Source organism: Alteromonas sp. WD8-37 (assembly GCF_055326825.1).
The window spans coordinates 774,443-792,878 of sequence record NZ_JBUZOV010000001.1 but is presented as its reverse complement, the minus strand read 5'-3'; the positions used below and the strand labels follow the sequence as shown (position 1 = coordinate 792,878).

Here is an 18,436-nt window from a genome sequence, read left to right as displayed (position 1 = left end):
CCGAATAGCCCCAAAGCAGCCAGTTGCAACACGGATGTTGCGACAGATGTTAATAACCCCACGTTAGCCGGATTGTAATGTGGATTTCAACTATTTGTTTATAAAGACCTTATGACTGAAAATTTTGCACAACTTTTTGAAGAAAGCTTACAGGAATTAGAAACCCGTCCTGGTTCCATTGTTAAAGGTACGGTAGTTTCTATCGACAAAGACATCGTTCTTGTTGATGCAGGCTTAAAATCAGAAAGTGCTATCCCAGCAGACCAATTCAAAAATGCCGAAGGCGAGTTAGAAATCGAAATCGGTGATTCTGTTGATGTTGCACTTGACGCTGTAGAAGATGGCTTCGGTGAAACCGTACTGTCTCGCGAAAAAGCAAAACGCCACGAAGCGTGGGTTGAGCTTGAAAAAGCGTACGAAGAAAAAGAAACCATCAAAGGTGTTATCAACGGTAAAGTTAAAGGCGGTTTCACTGTTGAAGTTAACAGTGTACGTGCGTTCCTGCCAGGCTCTCTGGTTGATGTTCGCCCGGTACGCGATACCACTCACCTGGAAGGTAAAGAGCTTGAGTTTAAAGTAATCAAGCTGGACGCCAAGCGCAACAACGTGGTTGTTTCTCGTCGTGCTGTTATCGAAGCCGAAAACAGTGCAGAGCGTGAATCACTGCTGGCTAACCTTGAAGAAGGTCATGAAATCAAAGGTATCGTTAAGAACCTGACCGACTACGGTGCATTCGTAGATCTGGGCGGTGTTGACGGCCTGCTACACATCACCGATATGGCTTGGAAGCGCGTGAAGCACCCAAGCGAAATCGTGAATGTTGGTGATGAGATCAATGTTAAAGTTCTGAAGTTCGACAAAGAGAAGCAACGTGTTTCTCTGGGTATGAAGCAGATGGGCAACGATCCATGGCAAGATATTTCTCAACGTTACCCAGAAGGCACTAAGATCTCTGGCCAGGTTACTAACCTGACTGACTACGGTTGTTTCGTAGAGATCGAAGATGGTGTTGAAGGTCTGGTACACGTTTCAGAAATGGATTGGACCAACAAGAACATCCACCCATCTAAAGTGGTTAACTTAGGTGACACTGTAGAAGTAATGGTTCTGGAAATCGACGAAGAACGTCGTCGTATTTCTCTGGGTCTGAAGCAGTGTATCGATAACCCTTGGGAAACGTTTGCTAAGTCGCACGAAAAAGGCGACAAGGTTACCGGTAAGATCAAGTCAATCACTGACTTTGGTATCTTCATCGGCCTTGACGGCGGCATCGACGGCCTGGTTCACCTGTCTGACATCAGCTGGAATAAATCTGGCGAAGATGCAGTGCGTGACTACAAAAAAGGCGACGAAATCTCTGCAGTGGTTCTGCAAGTCGACCCAGAGCGTGAGCGTATCTCACTGGGCGTGAAGCAGATCGAAGAAGACCCGTTCAACCAGTATCTGTCTGACAACAAGAAAGGTACTATCGTAACTGGCACTGTAACTGCAGTTGACGCTAAAGGCGTAACCGTGAATCTGGCTGAAGAAGTTGACGGTTATATCCGTGTAGCTGACCTGTCTCGTGACCGTGTTGAAGATGCGTCTGAAGTTGTGAATGTTGGTGAGTCAATCGAAGCGAAATTCATGGGTGTGGATCGTAAGAATCGCGCTGTTAACCTGTCCGTAAAAGCAAAAGACCAGGCTGACGAGAAAGACGCTATCGAGAAAGTCAATAAGCAAGATGACGGCGGATTCGCTAACGCAATGGCAGAAGCCTTTAAAGCAGCGAAAAGCGATAATTAATTTGGGTGCGCCAGATTAGCAAATCTGGCGTATATTGATGTGTAGTAGCTGTTTAATATTTTTGGACAAAGAGGTTTTTATGACCAAGTCGGAACTGATAGAACGGCTCGCGGATCAATATCGTCACCTGCCTGCAAAAGATTTGGAGCTGGCGATTAAAGAAATTCTCGAGCAAATGGCGCAAACCCTTCAACGGGGCGAGCGTATTGAAATTCGCGGATTTGGCAGCTTTTCACTTCATTACCGGGCGCCAAGAACAGGCCGCAACCCCAAAACTGGGGAGACCGTCGAACTGGACGGAAAGTACGTGCCTCACTTCAAACCGGGTAAAGAACTACGCGAGCGGGTAGACGCCTCAATCGCTTAATCGCAAAAACCGCAGCCTTCGAGCTGCGGTTTTTTTTTCCTACAATCATGCAATTCCCACATTTTTATTTAAGCCGGTTATCTGTTGACCAGTTAAACGAAAGAATTATATATTAGCAGTGCTACTACAAAGGAATTAGTGCTGCGTCATGCCCGACGACGAAAATAAAATAATAAAACAATATCAAACCCTCATTCGTGCGCTGATCCCTTATGAACAGGAAAATCGCTTATTAGAAGGGTTGAACCGCTTTTCTAAACGTATTCCCAGCAACGTGCGTAAAGTGGTGCGTGATGAAGTGGTGCGCCTGACCTCCCTGACCAACGCACCGGCAGACAATTCAGCCTTTGCCCAGTTCCCGGTTTTTAAATTTAAACATTTTGGCATTGATATGCGGCTGGATAAGGTGGGCGCGCATATTCTTAAAAGCGAATCATCGCTGTATCAAAACCGCTATACAGTGGGCGTGTTTGAGTCCATCACCAATTCAGACTTTTATCAGTCACACATCAAAAAAGAACAATATAAAAAGATTGTGGATGCTTTTGCGGTGGAGTCTCAGTCGTTAAACGATATTGAATTCGGCCAGGATATTGCGGTGGCGCCCAATTTTCAGGTGGCTGCTGCCGAATTCGAAAAAGGCCGCCATTTTACAGTAGCAGCATTGAGTCATCAGTATCTGGCGGTTGAGAGTAAACGGCCGCCGCGCATTGAAAAAGACAAGGTGTTTCAGTTTGCCTTGCCAGAGGTATTTGGAAGCAACAATAAAGACACCCTGGTCAGCTATGAGGTGGATAAAGTCTGTTTTAACAAAGATAGCGAAAAATACGAGACCCATTTTAAGCTGGTAAACGATACCGCGGGCAGTCATGCCGACCAAATCACCCGCTATGTGCGAAATGCCATGTATCAGCAGCCGCTCAGCCGTGAACTGGAGATTGAACGGGCCATGCAGGATTTGGAACGCGACCGGATCTTGTTGCATAGCCCGTGGGTACCGGTTGCACTAAAAAGCCAGGGCACCACGCTGGAGCCGGTGATGGCATTATTTACCAGCACCAATAGCCTGCATAATAGTGGCTATAGTTCACTGGAGGCCTTTAGCGGCCGGGCCAACTTTGCCGCGCTCATCGATGAGCTGCGCACCTTTGGCGAAGCCTTTATGTTGTCTGGCAAAGTCAAAACAAAGCAGGGCAGTATTCATATTCAGGCCACCCATCGTCAGTTGCAGGCTGCCAATGTATTCACCCCATTGTTATTCTTACTGGTGAAAGACCCGGATTTTCGTTGTTACCATTGTCGCCTGACGCCCGTTGACGATATGCACAAGCAGGTGGCCTTTGCCACCCATGATATTAGCCGGCACGACCACCCCGATTTAAGTGCTCTTAGCCATTTGCTGTTTTACACCGATATCACCGCTCGCATTGGCGCATTGGCGCTGACCGAGCCGTGTCAGTTAGGCCCGGTGCATAAGTCATTGTGGGCTGACACCCAGCGCCGCAAAATCAATTTTGTGGTGGAAGATGGCCTCGACCGCCGACAGGAGCCGCGCTATGTGATTGATAAACCCTCCAGTGTCAAATTAGGCTTGCTGCAATCCATGGAGGCCAGGCTTACTGATATCTCGGCGCACGGTATGCGCTTGTATCTGGCCCAGCCCCCGGCCTCAAGCCGCGTGTCCGGGCAAATCAAAGTGACCGTGCCGGATTTTAAAATAAAAAATGAGAAATACCAGGTTATCCAGTACCACGAACCCACCGGGCTGCTGCGTTTACGCCTGGCCGAAGGCGCCCGCAGCGAGCAGGCTATCGCCCAGCTTCTGGAAACCAATGCCAGCTATTTTCGCAGCCGGGATACCACCCGTCAGCAGCGCCTGATGCACCGATTTGTGTGGGAGCTGGCCATGCGCGAACACCCGTCAGCCAGTGTGTTATGTATCGCCAGCCGCTTTTTACTGGAGCGGATCAAAACTGTCTATATGCGCGAGGCGTCGGAAGATTTGTACCCGTTTGCCATGCAAACGGATGTGGCCCCGCTGCACGGATTTTTTGCCGACCAGGGCCAAACCAAGCCCAAGTCCACCCTGTTACAAAATCTGCTTAAGGGCAAGCAATCCCAGTCCAGCGTGATTCACTGCCAGCGCAAGAGCGATAACAAGCTGGTGTTTGTACCGGAAAAGGACTATCTGTTTAAACCGTTGCGACAGCACATTGCACAGCATTTGGCTGAAGAGAAAACAGAGTTATGCGTAACCCGAATTCAGGCTAAAAAGTGCTTAGATGCAGTGGGTCCGATGACCAAAAAGCGGCTGGCGCAATTGTCCAAGGTGGATAAAGTGATGTACGAGCGGATGCTCAGCCTCCAGGCGTCTTACACCCACGTAATCTACCTGTCTAATGAATCGGCGCTACAAGCCGCACTAGTGGGGGCGCGCTTAAAACCTGTACCACCCAAAACCACTGCCGCAGCCAAACCAGCACGCCAGCCGGTCGCCCAGTAGGAATGGGTTAGACCTGGTAAACAAAATTCGTGTATTTACGCTGAATATCACAACAAGTGATATCAAGATGCGAAGCAATTTGCTATGCTGATTAACACCTTAGGTTAACCAGGCTAGCATGTTGAAAGGTATTATTTCACTTCTTATCATCCTGTTTTTACTGATTCTGGCATTTGCCATCGGCTCGCAAAATGATGCGGTTGTATCGGTAAATTACCTGATTGCTCAGGCTCAACTACGCATCTCGACCTTAATTGCCATTGCGCTGGGCGTAGGGGTGGTCATCGGGTTGTTGATGATGCTGACCAGCTGGCTGGCGCTGCGGCTACAATTGACTACCACGCGTAACCGGTTGAGAAAGGCGCAAAAAGACCACTAATATGCTCGAGCTGCTGTTTCTTCTTTTACCGGTTGCTGCTGGCTATGGCTGGATCATGGGCCGTAACAGTGTGCGCCAGGCGCAGCGTGAACAATCCAGCATCTTGTCCCGTCACTATTTCCGCGGCCTGAATTTTTTGCTGTCAGACCAGCCTGACAAGGCGGTGGACACCCTCATCAAGATGATCAATCTGAACAGCGATACTGTGGAAACCCACATCGCTATGGGCAACTTTTTTCGCCACCGGGGTGAAATAGACCGCGCCATCCGGGTGCATCAGAATCTGGTCTCGCGCGATGAAATCCAACCCACCCAACGCGAAAATGCGCTCAAAGAGCTGGGCCTTGATTATGTACAGGCCGGTTTTTTAGAGCGTGCCGAAAATGCCTTTCTGCAATTGCTTAATAGCGATAAGCACTATGTGATCGCCCGGCAGCAATTATTTAATATTTATCAGACCACCAAAGAATGGCATCGCGCCATTGAACTGGCCGAGCGCATGGTGGGCTGCCATGGCGACAATGATGATGTCAGCGAACGCCTGGCCCATTTTTATTGTGAACAGGCCTTGCTGGAACGGCGTGCCGGGTACGATGAAAAGGCTTTGCCATTGTTACAGGAAGCGGTCAATGCTGATGAGCGGGCGGTACGCCCGTGGCTGATGTTAGGCCAGATGGCGCTGGAGCATCAGCGCTATGAGGATGCTACCGGCTATTTTTTGCAGGTTGCTGAGCGTGATATCAACTGGTTTTGTGAAGCGGTGCCGCATCTGGAGACCATTGCCGAACAAACCGGCCAGTGGCAGACATTTGCCCAACAACTGGAGTCGCACTGGCAGGAGTGCGCCACTTCCTATCTGGCCATGGTGGATGTCTTGTTACGCCAGGATCAGACCGAACAGGCAGCCAGTTATCTGCTGGAACAGCTGCGCAAGCGGCCGACCATGAAAGGGTTTAAAACCCTGATGGGCCTGTATATCGACCAGCTTGAAGACAGTGCGTCGACCCAGAGCCTGAAGTTACTTAAAGAACTGGTGGAAAACCAGATCGCCCACCGCCCCAAATACCGGTGTGTCAGTTGCGGTTTTTCCGGGCGCAAGCTCTACTGGCTATGTCCGTCGTGCCGTAAGTGGAATGTTGTTAAACCTATCAAAGGCCTTGATGGAGAATAATGTGAAGACCCCCGATCCTAAAGTCATTGTCGCGCTGGATTTTGATCAAAAAGACGCAGCGCTGGCGCTGGTCCAGCAACTCGACCCAAGTATGTGCCGGCTCAAAGTGGGCAAGGAAATGTTTACTCTGTTCGGGCCCGAGTTTGTTCGCGAATTGGTGGCACAGGGCTTTGAGATTTTTTTGGATCTGAAATTTCATGATATTCCTAACACCGTGGCCAAGGCCTGTAAAGCAGCTGCCGAGCTTGGGGTGTGGATGGTCAATGTGCATGCCTCGGGCGGCCAGCCGATGATGGAAGCCGCCAGACAGGCCATAACCAATAGTGCACATCCACAGACCAAACTGACAGCAGTGACAGTGTTAACCAGTATGGACGCGACTCAGTTGGAACAAGTGGTAGGCAATGTCAGCCCGGCTGATCAAGTGCTAAAGTTGGCAAAGCTGGCCCATGCCAGTGGTCTGGACGGAGTGGTATGTTCTGCCCTAGAAGCAAAGCTGTTGCGTGATGCAGTGCCACCGCCATTTTTGCTGGTAACGCCGGGGATCCGCCCAGCCGGCAGTGAGGCTGGCGACCAAAAACGCATCATGACGCCGGCGGATGCGCTGCGAGCCGGTGTGGACTATCTGGTGATGGGGCGGCCTGTTACCCAGGCCGAACATCCGCTGGCAGTACTCAAAGCGGTGAATCAGGAGCTTGCTCAGCACTAAGCCCGGGTGCGTTGCGCAAAAGCAAACACAAATAGAGCAGACCCAAAAAAGGCCATCATCTGATGGCCTTTTTGCGCTTTAAGTGAGATTAGCCTTTTAAGGCGTCAGCCGCAGGCACATAAGTCAGGTCTAACTTGTCGCCTAAGGCGTCAACCACGGCCTTATATGTCACCTTACCTTCATGCACATTCAAACCAGCCAGCAGATGCGGGTCGTCTAACATGGCTTGGGCCGGGCCTTTGTTGGCCAGCGCCAGGCCAAATGGCATGGTGGCATTGTTTAATGCCATGGTTGAGGTTCGCGCAACACCGCCTGGCATGTTGGCCACACAATAGTGCACCACATCATCCACGCTATAAACCGGGTCCTGATGGGTAGTGGCTTTTGAGGTTTCAAAGCAACCGCCCTGGTCGATGGCTACATCGACTAATACAGAACCTGGCTTCATCGCTTTGATGTGCTCGCGGTTCAGCAGTTTTGGCGCTGCAGCGCCCGGGATCAGTACCGCACCCACAACCAGGTCAGCTTTTGAAGAATAATGCTCAATGGCATCAACCGTAGAAAATACGGTTTTCAGGCGGCCATCAAAAATATCATCCAACTGACGCAGGCGTGGCAGTGAGCGATCCAGGATGGTGACGTCTGCACCCAGGCCCAATGCCATTTTAGCCGCGTTGGTGCCGACCACACCGCCACCAATAATCAATACTTTGCCTGGGGCCACACCCGGTACGCCACCCAGCAAGGTGCCAGAGCCGCCGTGGGCTTTTTGTAGATAGTGGGCACCAGCCTGCACCGACATGCGGCCTGCAACTTCGCTCATCGGCGCCAGCAGAGGTAAGCCACCCTGACGGTCGGTCACTGTTTCATAGGCAATACATGTTGCGCCAGAAGCGACCAGTAATTCGGTTTGTACTGCATCCGGGGCCAGGTGCAGGTAAGTGTACAGGGTCTGGCCTTTGCTTAACTGCTTACACTCATTAGGCTGCGGCTCTTTCACTTTTACAATCATTTCTGCTTCGGCAAAAATGGCTTCCGGTGAGCTGGCAATGGAGGCGCCGGCTGCCTGGTACATCTCGTCGGTAAAGCCGATGGCTTCGCCGGCATTGGTTTGCACCATCACCTGGTGTCCATGGGTGACAAATTCCTTCACAGCGGCCGGGGTCAGGCCAACCCGATACTCATGATTTTTTATTTCTTTTGGTACACCAATCAGCATATGTGCTCTCTGTGTTAATAATTGATTAAGATCGCGCAGTATACTGACAATTAAAGCAAAGTATGTGCTGAAAACAGGTCAAACACCGTGTTATATTTGGTGTATTGTCTCTATATCAGAATAAAATATGCTGGTAAAAACCCCTAAAGAGCTCGACCGCATCGATCGCAATATCCTCAATGAGCTACAAAAGGATGGCCGCATTTCCAATGTGGAATTAGCCCGCAAGGTTGGTTTGAGCGCTAGCCCATGCTTAGAGCGGGTGCGCCGCCTGGAAACCCAGGGCTATATCCTGGGCTACCATGCGGTGGTTAACCCGCACAAACTGGGCGCGGCCATGCTGGTGTTTGTGGAAATCACCCTGACCAAAACCTCGGTGGATATTTTTGCCGAATTTTCTGCGGCGGTGTCACAGCATGAAGATATTCAGGAATGCCACCTGGTCTCCGGCGATTTTGATTTTTTGCTTAAGGCCCGGGTGGCGGACATGTCCAGCTACCGGCGCTTACTGGGTGATACCCTGTTGCGGCTGCCGGGGGTGAGTGAATCACGCACCTATGTGGTGATGGAAGAAGTGAAAACTACCACCCGTCTACGAATTAACCTGAAATAGCAAAATCTGTGTATTTGTACAGCTTTATCGTAGGTGTGGCTGAATTCTTTGTGGTAGTCTTTACTAAATAAGAAAAAAACCGAAGCCAGTCTCTGCTAAGTGTGTTGCCAGATAGGGCACAACACAAGGGTACATGGATGCTGATTTAATGACAGGTGCGTAGCTGCACAACGGTTAACAAGAAGTTTGAGGGTTATGGCGCGACTTTCCGGAATTCAGCGATTGCTGGAAGCAGGTATGATCATTGCCTGCGTATTTGCATTTTATCTTTTACTGGCACTGGCCTCGTTTCATCCTGGTGACCCGGGCTGGAGCCAGGCTGGCCTGCAACTCAATGTGCATAACTGGGTGGGGGCCACCGGTGCCTGGATAGCGGACTTACTGTTGTTTAGCTTTGGCTATCTGGCCTACCTGCTGCCATTTTGTATGGCGTTTTTAGGTTGGTTTTGTTTTCAGCATATTAAGCAGCTGGAGCAGTTTGATTATCTTACCATCGGCCTGCGCATTATCGGTGCTCTGTTAATTTGCCTGGGTGCCAGTGGTATTGCCAGCGTAAATTTTAACGATGTGTTTAATTTTTCTGCCGGCGGCTTTATGGGCGATGTGATCAGCTCAGCGCTTATCCCTTACTTCAACACCCCGGGCACCATCCTACTGCTGCTATGCTTTTTTTGTACCGGCTTCACGCTCATGACCGGCATCAGCTGGCTCACCGTGATTGACGGGATGGGCCACCTGGTATTATGGGGCGGGCGCAAAGCCTGGCAGGCCCCCCAGCAATTGCTGGATTTTGAAGCGCCGCGCTTATCTTTACCTACCTTTAACCGGCGCTCTACCGCCCCGGACAGCGAAGAGCTGGATATTACCAGTATGCGCGCCGAGCCGCCGCCCAGTACCACTAATATGTCGGCCGAACGCACAGCCCCCAAAGAGCGGGCAGAGCCGTCATTTGGCATTCCTGATGAAATCTTTGACGCCGAAGATGATCTGCCCCCGTTTTCTATTGATGAACCGGTTTCAGCACCGGCAGGGCAGGGTAGCCAGTCAGGTACTTCCGCACCTTCATCACCCGCGCCAAAGCCTGCGCCACAGCCAGCAGCAGATGACGCGCCGGCAGCCGTGGCCGCGAAAGAAAGCCGTTTTTCTATGTCGGCGCTCAAACAAAAAGTGGCGCCGGCTAAGTCTGCCCCTGAGCCTGCATCTACTAATACAGCGTCGAAGCCCTCTGCGGCAGAGTCATCGCCGGTTGAAGCCGAAGAGGCGGCCGAAGGCCCGATGCCGTCCTTTGACCTGCTAGAACGCCCCGATAAACACGAAAACCCCATCACCCAGGAAGAATTAGATGCGGTATCGCGGCTGGTAGAAGAAAAACTGGCTGATTTTAATATCGAAGCCACTGTGGTGGGCGTGTACCCAGGGCCGGTGATCACCCGCTTTGAGCTGGATTTGGCCCCCGGTGTGAAGGTCAGTAAAATCACCGGCTTATCTAAAGATTTAGCACGTGCCATGTCAGCAATCTCGGTACGGGTAGTCGAGGTTATTCCGGGCAAGTCAGTGATTGGCCTGGAGCTGCCAAACAAAAAACGGGAAATGGTGCGCTTAAGTGAAGTCATCAGTTGTGACACCTTCCAAAGCCATGCTTCACCCTTAACCATGGTCTTGGGCTCGGATATCAGTGGTAAACCGGTGGTCGTGGATCTGGCCAAAATGCCGCACTTACTGGTTGCCGGTACCACCGGCTCGGGTAAATCAGTGGGGGTCAATGTCATGATCCTCAGCCTGCTGTATAAGTCCACGCCCGAAGATGTGCGCATGATTATGATCGACCCGAAAATGCTCGAACTGTCGGTGTACGAAGGGATCCCGCATTTGCTGGCCGAGGTGGTCACCGACATGAAAGAAGCGGCCAATGCGCTGCGCTGGTGTGTGGGTGAGATGGAACGCCGCTATAAGCTAATGTCAGCACTAGGTGTGCGAAATCTCAAAGGCTATAACACCAAGGTGATGAAAGCCATTGAAGCTGGCGAGCCCATCAAAGATCCGCTATGGCGCTCGGAAGACAGCATGGAGCCGGAGGCCCCTGAACTGGGCAAGCTGCCCAGTATTGTGGTGGTTGTCGACGAATTTGCCGATATGATGATGATTGTGGGCAAAAAAGTGGAAGAGTTGATTGCCCGGATTGCGCAAAAAGCGCGGGCCGCCGGTATTCATCTGGTGCTGGCCACACAGCGCCCGTCGGTGGATGTGATTACCGGCTTGATCAAAGCCAACATTCCTACGCGCATCGCATTTCAGGTATCCAGTAAAATCGATTCGCGTACAATCCTTGACCAGCAGGGCGCTGAGGCCTTGTTGGGCATGGGTGACATGTTGTATCTTCCGCCGGGTAGCCCCGTGCCTACCCGGGTGCATGGCGCCTTTGTGGATGACCATGAGGTTCATGCCGTAGTTGCCGACTGGCAAAAACGCGGCGAACCCGAATATATCGATGAGATCTTAAATGGTGATGCGTCGGCCGAGGTACTATTACCCGGTGAACAACCCGAAGGTGGCGACCAGGAATTTGATGAGTTTTATGACGAGGCGGTGGCCTTTGTCACTGAAAGCCGGCGGGCCAGTGTGTCCGGGGTGCAGCGAAAATTCAGAATTGGTTACAATCGCGCTGCGCGATTAGTGGAACAAATGGAGCAAAGCGGCGTCGTAAGTTCACCAGGCCACAATGGCAATCGCGAAGTCATCGCACCGCCACCGCCGAAGGATTAACAGATGAAGAATATAATGTATAGATGCCTGGCAGCCGGCGCATTGCTGCTGACAATCCCGGCCCTGGCCCAAAGCGAGGCACCGGTAAGTGCCGCCCAGGCGCAGCAAAATTTGCAGCAAAAACTGGCAGCGATGCAACAGTATCGCGCGGGTTTTGACCAGACGGTCACGGACATTGACGGCGAAGTGGTTTATGAAGCCAGTGGCCAGCTGGAAATGGCCCGGCCGGATAAATTGCGCTGGGAAACCAGCATGCCGGATGAAACCCTGCTCATTGCTGATGGCCGGGCAGTGTGGAATGTCGATCCGTTTGTCGAGCAGGTTACGATTTTGGACCAGCAGCGCGCGGTGCAGGATAACCCCATTGTGCTGTTGACCTCAGACAGCGCACAGCAATGGCAGCAATTTGATATCGCCCAGCCTCAGGCCAATACCTTTACCATTACCCCTAAAGACGGTGAAGGTCAGATCCAACAGTTAGAATTGGTATTTGACGAGCAAACCTTGACCGGCCTGACCATGCTGGACGCCCAGCAACAATCCAGCCGGCTGCAGTTCAACGACATTAATACCGGCTTTAAACCGGCGCTAAGCCGGTTTGAGGTCACCATTCCTGATACCTATATCATCGACGATCAGCGTTAATGCTTTTTTCCAACGACGAACCCTTTGCGCCGTTGGCGGCGCGAATGCGCCCGCAAAATCTGGACGAATACACCGGGCAGGCGCATCTGGTGGGCCCGGGCAAGCCGTTACGTAAAATGCTGGAAGCGGGCCACTGTCACTCGATGGTGTTGTGGGGCCCGCCGGGCACTGGCAAAACCACGCTGGCTGAATTGATTGCCAGCTACACCCAGGCCAATGTGGTGCGCCTGTCGGCGGTTAATGCCGGGGTAAAAGATGTGCGCGCTGCCATGGAAAAAGCCGAAGCCGATGTGCGCTATCAGCAGCGCACCGTGCTGTTTGTGGATGAGGTACATCGCTTTAATAAAAGTCAGCAGGATGCATTTTTACCCTACGTGGAAGCCGGCACGGTTACCTTCATCGGTGCCACTACCGAGAATCCTTCTTTTGAGCTTAACAAAGCCTTGTTGTCGCGTGCCCGGGTCTATGTGCTAAAAGCCTTGGAAGAAACCGATCTGGATAGCTTACTCACTCGCGCCTTAAGCGATGAACAGCGCGGCCTGGGCGAGCGCAAGTTGACGCTGGCTGAGGATGCCCGAACCGCGCTGATTGGCCTGGCTGGCGGGGATGCCCGTCGCTTGTTGACTTACTTAGAGTTGGCGGCAGATTTTACCGACGCTGCACAAATTCAGCTGGCCGATATTGAACAGGCTGTGGGGGAAAAGGTCGCCAGTTACGACAAACAGGGCGATGCCTTTTACGATCTTATTTCGGCTTTTCACAAATCAGTGCGCGGCTCTGATCCGGATGCTGCCCTGTATTGGTACGCTCGGATATTAAACGGTGGCGGCGATCCTTTGTATGTGGCACGACGGCTGCTGGCCATTGCGTCAGAAGATATTGGCAATGCTGATACCCGCGCGCTGGAAGTCGCGCTCAATGCCTGGGACACCTTTCATCGGGTAGGGCCGGCTGAGGGCGAGCGTGCCATTGCCCAGGCCGCGGTGTATTGTGCGCTGGCCGCAAAAAGTAATGCTGTCTACACTGGGTTTAAGGCGGCCATGCGACTGGCGAGAGAAGCACCGGATTATCCGGTGCCCAACCATTTACGCAATGCGCCTACCAAACTGATGAAAGAGCTGGGTCATGGCCAGGGGTATCGTTATGCCCACGATGAGCCCAATGCGTTTGCGGCCGGCGAAGTGTATCTGCCACCCGAACTGGCCGGTACCCGCTTATATGAGCCGGTGGAGCGGGGCATGGAAAAAACCTTAAGAGCCAAACGGGATTATCTGGATGCGCTTAATGCCAGCAGCAAGAAATCGCGCTAGATGAGCCCGGCAGCCCTGACGTATCTGTATGTGGCCATCGGTGGCGCGGTAGGCGCGTGCCTGCGCTACTTTTTGTCCGGGCAGCTGGATTCCTGGTTTGGAAAAGGCTTTCCCTTTGGTACACTGACAGTCAACGTGCTGGGGTCGTTTTGCCTGGCCCTGCTGTACGGTGCCATTACCCACCATCACCTGGCTGAGTCACCGTACCGGGCGCTGCTTGGCGTCGGGTTGCTGGGTGCCTTAACGACATTTTCAACATTTTCAATAGAAACCCTGGCGCTGCTCGAAGCAGGCCACTGGGTAAAAGCTGCTGCCAACATTGGCTTAAATGTGGCGGCGTGTCTGATAGCAGGCTGGCTAGCCTTATTACTGATGAAAGGATAAAAAGAAGCACATGTTAGATCCAAAGTGTTTGCGAAGCGACATCGATACCACCGCACAGCGTTTAAAAGCGCGTGGCTATCATCTTGATGTAGAGGCCTTCAATGCCCTGGAAGAGCAACGTAAATCATTGCAGATGAAAATGCAGGATTTGCAGAACGACCGCAATGTGCGCAGTAAATCCATCGGTAAAGCCAAAGCCGCCGGCGAAGATATTGCCCCGCTGTTAGCCGAAGTGGGCCAGCTGGGTGAGCAGTTAGACGTCACCAAAGCTGAATTTGCCGCCATTGCGGATCAGGTCCAGGCGCTGATGCTGGAAATTCCGAATTTGCCGGATAGCAGTGTGCCGAATGGCGAAGGTGAAGAAGACAATGTGGAGGTAAGCCGCTGGGGCACGCCGCCAAGCTTTGATTTTGATATTAAAGATCATGTAGACGTGGCCGCAGATCTGTCGCGCGGCGCGGATTTTGACCTGGCCAGTAAACTGACCGGCAGCCGGTTTGTGGTAATGCGTGGCCAGGTGGCTCGCCTGCATCGGGCACTGGCCCAGTTCATGCTGGATGTACATACGGCTGAAAATGGCTATGAAGAAACCTATGTGCCCTATCTGGTAAATCACGACAGCCTGTATGGCACCGGCCAGTTACCCAAATTTGGCGCCGATCTGTTTCATACTCAGCCGGCCACCGAAGAAGGCCAGGGTTTGTCCCTGATCCCCACGGCCGAAGTGCCGCTGACCAATATCGGTCGTAACGAAATCTTTGATGAAAACCAGTTGCCGCTGAAGATGACCGCGCATACGCCATGTTTTCGTAGTGAAGCCGGCTCGTACGGCCGGGATACCCGCGGCTTAATCCGTCAGCACCAGTTTGAAAAAGTGGAATTGGTGCAGCTGGTTAAACCCGAAGACAGTGACGCGGCACTAGAAGCATTAACCGGCCATGCCGAGCAGATTTTGCAACGTTTGGGTCTCGCCTATCGCAAGATGCTGCTGTGCACCGGCGACATGGGCTTTGGCTCGGCCAAAACCTACGATCTGGAAGTGTGGTTGCCGGCGCAGGATACTTATCGTGAAATTTCGTCCTGCTCTAACATGCGTGATTTTCAGGCGCGCCGCATGCAGGCCCGCTATCGCGACAAGCAAACCAACAAGCCCGAATTGCTGCATACCTTGAATGGTTCAGGCCTGGCTGTGGGCCGTACACTGGTAGCCGTACTGGAAAATTATCAACAAGCCGATGGCAGTGTGACTGTCCCGGAAGTGCTGGTGCCCTACATGGGCGGTGTGACCCAGATTTCACCGGCCTAAGGCCACAAAAAAAGCGCCGCGAGGCGCTTTTTTTATAAGCATTTAGCCGGCTTGGGTAAGCCGGCCAGTTTGGTGGCTTGTTTGGCTGGGCCTTTGGGAAATAAGCGTTGTAAATAACGGCTGTTGCCTTTTTCCGGACCGTATTTGTTGGCCATGGCTTTAACCAGCGCGCGTATAGCCGGGCTGGTGTCGTATTCTAAATAAAACTCCCGCACAAACAGCACCACTTCCCAGTGCGCCTCGGTCAGGGTGATGCCTTCCTGGCTGGCTAGTTCTGGCACCAGCTCTTCACTCCAATCATCCACATTTTGTAAATAGCCATGTTTGTCTAACGGGATAGCTTGCCCGTGCCAGTATAGTTGTGTCATCACCATTGGACCCAGGGAGTATGCGCTGCACTTAAGGCCACATACTCGCTTGTTGAAAGTAAATCAGGCTGATCCGACGCGCCGCCATAAGCCAAAAAATGCGGCGCATAGCGATAGACCCGGGCAGCGCCGGTATTAGGCTTGGCCGGGCTGCATACCGCCTCGTGCATCAGCACAACCACGTCGTCATCGGTCAGATGTGCCAGGGCAGAGCTATGCAGTTGTTGAAGGCTAGAAATCGTAATCAGCATTAGAATGTCACCACATGGGTAAAGCCGGCCAGAAGCGTACGCTGCTGGTCATCATTGATAAGTGTGATGTCATCGTCATCTTCAAGCTGAATCGCCCGCTGAGCCAACGCTGATGCGCTGACATAGCAGGGCTCAACATCAAATAACGCCAGCGCATTAAGCCGCTTAGCTACAGTTTTGACCCCAGCCGGGGGAGCCTGGTGTGCCACAAATGCGCGCACTGCTTCGTTATCAAATAATACCGCTACGTCATGGCCGTAGTTTGTGGCGCTCATGGCAAACTCCAGACCATCATGCATCGCGCTACCCTGGTACGGGCTTTGAGTAAAGCGCACTAAGATAGAGGCCATTAAAATTGCCCCAGATGTTGGCTGTCATGCAGCACGGTAAAAAACTCACCCAGCCCGGCTTGCTCAAACGGTGCTTTGAGCGTGTAGGTGGCCAATGCTTCCTGCTGAGCAGTCTCGGCATCCACTACACCGCGCTTTAACGCGGCGGTCACGCAAACCAGCAAGCGGCAGCCGGTGTGCTGCTGTAGCGCTTCCCATTGGGTATAGGTGGCATGCTCATCATTGGGTGGAGTAGCCAGATAATTAGCATGATACACCCCGTCAGCATAAAAAAAGACCTGCGCCAGCGTATGCCCGGCAGCCACCAAATCATTGGCAAACTGTTGGGCGGCCAGGGTATTCAACGTGGCCGATGGCGGCTGGGTGATAAGTAAGGAATAAACTGCCATACAAACAAAAACACCCCGCCTGGCGGGGTGTTTTCCTTTCTTGTTACCTGTTAGTCGTCGCCACCGAAGGCACCTAATAAGTGCAGTAGTGAAGTGAACAGGTTATAAATGTTCAGGTATAGCGCAACAGTCGCACGCAGATAATTGGTTTCGCCACCGTGGATGATTCGGCTGGTATCAAACAGAATCAAACCAGACATGATGAACACAATCGCTGCATTAAGCGCCAGGCTCACCGCGGGCACTGCAAAGAAAATATTTGCAATACCTGCCACAATCACGACAACCAGACCAACCATTAAGAAGCCACCCATAAATGAGAAGTCTTTTTTGGTAGTCAGGGCATAGCCGGACAGAGCAAAGAACACCAGCGCTGTGCCGCCTAAGGCTTGCATAATCAGCTCAGGACCGCCTACTTGCAGATAATACTGCAGTGTATAGCCTAAGGATGCGCCCATCAGGCCGGTAAAGGCAAATACCCAGTAAATACCCGATGCAGAATCTGCTTTTTTATGTACCACAAACAGCGTAATAAATGCACCAATCATCATTCCCAACGATGCCATGGGACCTACGCCCACAGCCATCGCTACTCCGGCACACACAGCACTAAAGGTCAGCGTCATGGCTAACAGCATATAGGTGTTGCGTAACACCTTATTGGTTTCCAGCACCGACTGCTGTGATGCACTTGCATACATCGAACGGTTGTCCATCATTCCCTCCAACAGGATTAAAAATACACCAAAACCGGTAAGTGTTTTATTTGAGTCAGTTGTATGGGTTTTAGTTCCCAATTTCAAGTATTTGAACTGCCATATTATACGAAATATTCGCAGCCGTGGATGATCTTGTTCTTACTTTGTTTAATTTATGGCTAAGTTGGCTAAATGGCCATCACTTAACATCTTTTTTTTAATAAAGGCTTTACAGCCCTCAAAATATCATTAAGATACGCATCACTTCTTCAGGAGAGATGGCAGAGTCCGGTTGAATGCACCTGACTTGAAATCAGGCGAAGGGTCAAACCTTCCGGGGGTTCGAATCCCTCTCTCTCCGCCATATTATATACGCATTGCTACGGCGATGCGAACAGAACCAACGGACAGGTTCATACAACTACCGCAAGGTAGCACAGTTTTGGAGAGTTGGCAGAGTCCGGTTGAATGCACCTGACTTGAAATCAGGCGAAGGGTCAAACCTTCCGGGGGTTCGAATCCCTCACTCTCCGCCACATTACAAAGACCCACCTTTTGGTGGGTTTTTTGTATGGGTTGAAAAAACTTTAGAACCTTCCGTGAGGGTGAGAACCCCCGTTGGTTCGACAAAACGGCAGGAAAGCCGTTTTGCACAGCCGAAGGCTGCCCGCAGGGCGAGCGCCAGGGACGGCGCGAGTGAATCCCTCACTCTCCGCCACATTACAAAGCCCCACCTTTTGGTGGGTTTTTTTGTTTGGGTTGAAAAAATTCCTTTCAATAGTCATTGCGGCGCAAGCCGCAATCTTCTTGGTTTGACCGGAGTGTTACTACAGCCTCACGAACGCTGTAGCAGGAGATCCCGGCTTGGCGCCGGGATGACGGTGTCTATGGTGGGTCGTGGCTAAAATTTTCGCGCGGCACAATAAACAACATCCGTCATTGCGGCGCAAGCCGCAATCTTCTTGGTTTGACCGGAGTGTTACTACTGCCTCACGAACGCTGTAGCAGGAGATCCCGGCTTGGCGCCGGGATGACGGTGTCTATGGTGGGTCGTGGCTAAAATTTTCGCGCGGCGTAATAAACAACATCCGTCATTGCGGCGCAAGCCGCAATCTCTCTGGGTAGACCGGAGTGTTACTACAGCCTCACAAACGCTGTAGCAGGAGATCCCGGCTTGGCGCCGGGATGACGGTGTCTATGGTGGGTCGTGGCTAAAATTTTCGCGC

At 51.9% G+C, this 18,436-nt stretch carries 18 protein-coding genes and 2 tRNA genes; 14 read left to right on the top strand and 6 right to left on the bottom strand.

Features of this window, described 5'->3' with window-relative positions:
* Positions 1-111: 111 nt before the first annotated feature.
* The 6 genes from rpsA (at position 112) to pyrF (ending at position 6,914) form a co-directional block, all read left to right on the top strand.
* A complete protein-coding gene (gene rpsA, locus ACTUJZ_RS03540; protein WP_463634876.1) occupies positions 112-1,785 on the top strand; it encodes a 30S ribosomal protein S1 in 1,674 nt (557 codons plus the stop codon).
* Positions 1,786-1,864: 79 nt separating this feature from the next.
* Positions 1,865-2,152, top strand: coding sequence for an integration host factor subunit beta (gene ihfB / locus ACTUJZ_RS03535; RefSeq protein WP_463634875.1), 288 nt, complete (start codon positions 1,865-1,867; stop codon positions 2,150-2,152).
* Between the two features lie 148 nt (positions 2,153-2,300).
* Positions 2,301-4,655 (top strand): PilZ domain-containing protein, encoded by a 2,355-nt coding sequence (locus ACTUJZ_RS03530; RefSeq protein ID WP_463634873.1) that lies wholly within the window; start codon positions 2,301-2,303, stop codon positions 4,653-4,655.
* Between the two features lie 118 nt (positions 4,656-4,773).
* Positions 4,774-5,034 carry a LapA family protein gene (locus tag ACTUJZ_RS03525; RefSeq protein ID WP_463634872.1) on the top strand — a complete coding sequence of 87 codons (261 nt, stop codon included), beginning with the start codon at positions 4,774-4,776 and terminating at the stop codon, positions 5,032-5,034.
* Position 5,035: 1 nt separating this feature from the next.
* Complete coding sequence (lapB, locus tag ACTUJZ_RS03520) at positions 5,036-6,205, top strand: lipopolysaccharide assembly protein LapB (RefSeq protein ID WP_463634871.1); 1,170 nt, start codon at positions 5,036-5,038, stop codon at positions 6,203-6,205.
* Positions 6,195-6,914: an orotidine-5'-phosphate decarboxylase gene (gene pyrF, locus ACTUJZ_RS03515; protein WP_463634870.1), complete on the top strand. Its 720-nt coding sequence runs from the start codon at positions 6,195-6,197 to the stop codon at positions 6,912-6,914. Before lapB ends, pyrF begins: the two co-directional genes overlap by 11 nt.
* A gap of 88 nt (positions 6,915-7,002) precedes the next feature.
* On the opposite strand, the gene ald is transcribed toward pyrF, so the two are convergent.
* On the bottom strand, positions 7,003-8,133 hold the full coding sequence (gene ald / locus ACTUJZ_RS03510) for an alanine dehydrogenase (RefSeq protein WP_463634869.1): 1,131 nt from the start codon (positions 8,131-8,133) through the stop codon (positions 7,003-7,005).
* Positions 8,134-8,260: 127 nt separating this feature from the next.
* Here ald and lrp point away from each other — a divergent pair, with 127 nt between their 5' ends.
* The 6 genes from lrp to serS all read left to right on the top strand — a co-directional run bounded on the left by lrp (position 8,261) and on the right by serS (position 15,154).
* Positions 8,261-8,746, top strand: a complete 486-nt coding sequence (gene lrp / locus ACTUJZ_RS03505) for a leucine-responsive transcriptional regulator Lrp (protein ID WP_463634868.1) — start codon at positions 8,261-8,263, stop codon at positions 8,744-8,746.
* 195 nt (positions 8,747-8,941) lie between these two features.
* The gene (locus ACTUJZ_RS03500; protein ID WP_463634867.1) at positions 8,942-11,509 is read left to right on the top strand and encodes a DNA translocase FtsK; all 2,568 of its coding nucleotides are present in this window, start codon (positions 8,942-8,944) and stop codon (positions 11,507-11,509) included.
* Positions 11,510-11,512: 3 nt separating this feature from the next.
* Positions 11,513-12,154, top strand: a complete 642-nt coding sequence (lolA, locus tag ACTUJZ_RS03495; RefSeq protein WP_463634866.1) for an outer membrane lipoprotein periplasmic chaperone LolA — start codon at positions 11,513-11,515, stop codon at positions 12,152-12,154.
* Positions 12,154-13,464 carry a replication-associated recombination protein A gene (locus ACTUJZ_RS03490; protein ID WP_463634865.1) on the top strand — a complete coding sequence of 437 codons (1,311 nt, stop codon included), beginning with the start codon at positions 12,154-12,156 and terminating at the stop codon, positions 13,462-13,464. Before lolA ends, ACTUJZ_RS03490 begins: the two co-directional genes overlap by 1 nt.
* On the top strand, positions 13,465-13,848 hold the full coding sequence (crcB, locus tag ACTUJZ_RS03485) for a fluoride efflux transporter CrcB (RefSeq protein ID WP_463634864.1): 384 nt from the start codon (positions 13,465-13,467) through the stop codon (positions 13,846-13,848).
* A 10-nt stretch (positions 13,849-13,858) separates the two neighbouring features.
* Positions 13,859-15,154 (top strand): serine--tRNA ligase, encoded by a 1,296-nt coding sequence (gene serS, locus ACTUJZ_RS03480; RefSeq protein ID WP_463634863.1) that lies wholly within the window; start codon positions 13,859-13,861, stop codon positions 15,152-15,154.
* 32 nt (positions 15,155-15,186) lie between these two features.
* Here the strand turns inward: serS and ACTUJZ_RS03475 are convergent, their stop codons facing one another.
* From ACTUJZ_RS03475 to ACTUJZ_RS03455, 5 genes are read right to left on the bottom strand one after another with little or no spacing between them, the layout of a single operon-like run.
* Entirely contained in the window at positions 15,187-15,522 is a 336-nt protein-coding gene (locus tag ACTUJZ_RS03475; RefSeq protein ID WP_463635237.1) for a TusE/DsrC/DsvC family sulfur relay protein, read from the bottom strand.
* Positions 15,522-15,773: a hypothetical protein gene (locus ACTUJZ_RS03470; RefSeq protein ID WP_463634862.1), complete on the bottom strand. Its 252-nt coding sequence runs from the start codon at positions 15,771-15,773 to the stop codon at positions 15,522-15,524. Before ACTUJZ_RS03470 ends, ACTUJZ_RS03475 begins: the two co-directional genes overlap by 1 nt.
* On the bottom strand, positions 15,773-16,123 hold the full coding sequence (locus ACTUJZ_RS03465; RefSeq protein WP_463634861.1) for a DsrE family protein: 351 nt from the start codon (positions 16,121-16,123) through the stop codon (positions 15,773-15,775). Before ACTUJZ_RS03465 ends, ACTUJZ_RS03470 begins: the two co-directional genes overlap by 1 nt.
* On the bottom strand, positions 16,123-16,512 hold the full coding sequence (gene tusD, locus ACTUJZ_RS03460; protein WP_463634860.1) for a sulfurtransferase complex subunit TusD: 390 nt from the start codon (positions 16,510-16,512) through the stop codon (positions 16,123-16,125). Before tusD ends, ACTUJZ_RS03465 begins: the two co-directional genes overlap by 1 nt.
* A gap of 50 nt (positions 16,513-16,562) precedes the next feature.
* A complete protein-coding gene (locus ACTUJZ_RS03455; RefSeq protein ID WP_463634859.1) occupies positions 16,563-17,228 on the bottom strand; it encodes a Bax inhibitor-1/YccA family protein in 666 nt (221 codons plus the stop codon).
* A gap of 254 nt (positions 17,229-17,482) precedes the next feature.
* On the opposite strand from ACTUJZ_RS03455, the gene ACTUJZ_RS03450 reads away from it, so the two are divergent.
* Together ACTUJZ_RS03450 and ACTUJZ_RS03445 are read left to right on the top strand one after the other, a co-directional pair.
* Positions 17,483-17,574 (top strand) — tRNA-Ser (locus tag ACTUJZ_RS03450).
* A gap of 80 nt (positions 17,575-17,654) precedes the next feature.
* Positions 17,655-17,746, top strand: a tRNA-Ser gene (locus ACTUJZ_RS03445).
* Positions 17,747-18,436: the final 690 nt, after the last annotated feature.

Bases quoted from the DNA above. Each gene is read 5' to 3' on its own strand.
- ACTUJZ_RS03500 (WP_463634867.1), top strand. From the start codon at position 8,942: ATGGCGCGACTTTCCGGAATTCAGCGATTGCTGGAAGCAGGTATGATC.
- ald (WP_463634869.1), bottom strand. From the start codon at position 8,133: ATGCTGATTGGTGTACCAAAAGAAATAAAAAATCATGAGTATCGGGTT.
- ACTUJZ_RS03490 (WP_463634865.1), top strand. From the start codon at position 12,154: ATGCTTTTTTCCAACGACGAACCCTTTGCGCCGTTGGCGGCGCGAATG.
- ACTUJZ_RS03465 (WP_463634861.1), bottom strand. From the start codon at position 16,123: ATGGCCTCTATCTTAGTGCGCTTTACTCAAAGCCCGTACCAGGGTAGC.
- pyrF (WP_463634870.1), top strand. From the start codon at position 6,195: ATGGAGAATAATGTGAAGACCCCCGATCCTAAAGTCATTGTCGCGCTG.
- ACTUJZ_RS03470 (WP_463634862.1), bottom strand. From the start codon at position 15,773: ATGCTGATTACGATTTCTAGCCTTCAACAACTGCATAGCTCTGCCCTG.
- lapB (WP_463634871.1), top strand. From the start codon at position 5,036: ATGCTCGAGCTGCTGTTTCTTCTTTTACCGGTTGCTGCTGGCTATGGC.
- tusD (WP_463634860.1), bottom strand. From the start codon at position 16,512: ATGGCAGTTTATTCCTTACTTATCACCCAGCCGCCATCGGCCACGTTG.
- ACTUJZ_RS03530 (WP_463634873.1), top strand. From the start codon at position 2,301: ATGCCCGACGACGAAAATAAAATAATAAAACAATATCAAACCCTCATT.
- lolA (WP_463634866.1), top strand. From the start codon at position 11,513: ATGAAGAATATAATGTATAGATGCCTGGCAGCCGGCGCATTGCTGCTG.
- ACTUJZ_RS03475 (WP_463635237.1), bottom strand. From the start codon at position 15,522: ATGACACAACTATACTGGCACGGGCAAGCTATCCCGTTAGACAAACAT.
- ihfB (WP_463634875.1), top strand. From the start codon at position 1,865: ATGACCAAGTCGGAACTGATAGAACGGCTCGCGGATCAATATCGTCAC.
- ACTUJZ_RS03525 (WP_463634872.1), top strand. From the start codon at position 4,774: ATGTTGAAAGGTATTATTTCACTTCTTATCATCCTGTTTTTACTGATT.
- serS (WP_463634863.1), top strand. From the start codon at position 13,859: ATGTTAGATCCAAAGTGTTTGCGAAGCGACATCGATACCACCGCACAG.
- crcB (WP_463634864.1), top strand. From the start codon at position 13,465: ATGAGCCCGGCAGCCCTGACGTATCTGTATGTGGCCATCGGTGGCGCG.
- lrp (WP_463634868.1), top strand. From the start codon at position 8,261: ATGCTGGTAAAAACCCCTAAAGAGCTCGACCGCATCGATCGCAATATC.
- ACTUJZ_RS03455 (WP_463634859.1), bottom strand. From the start codon at position 17,228: ATGGACAACCGTTCGATGTATGCAAGTGCATCACAGCAGTCGGTGCTG.
- rpsA (WP_463634876.1), top strand. From the start codon at position 112: ATGACTGAAAATTTTGCACAACTTTTTGAAGAAAGCTTACAGGAATTA.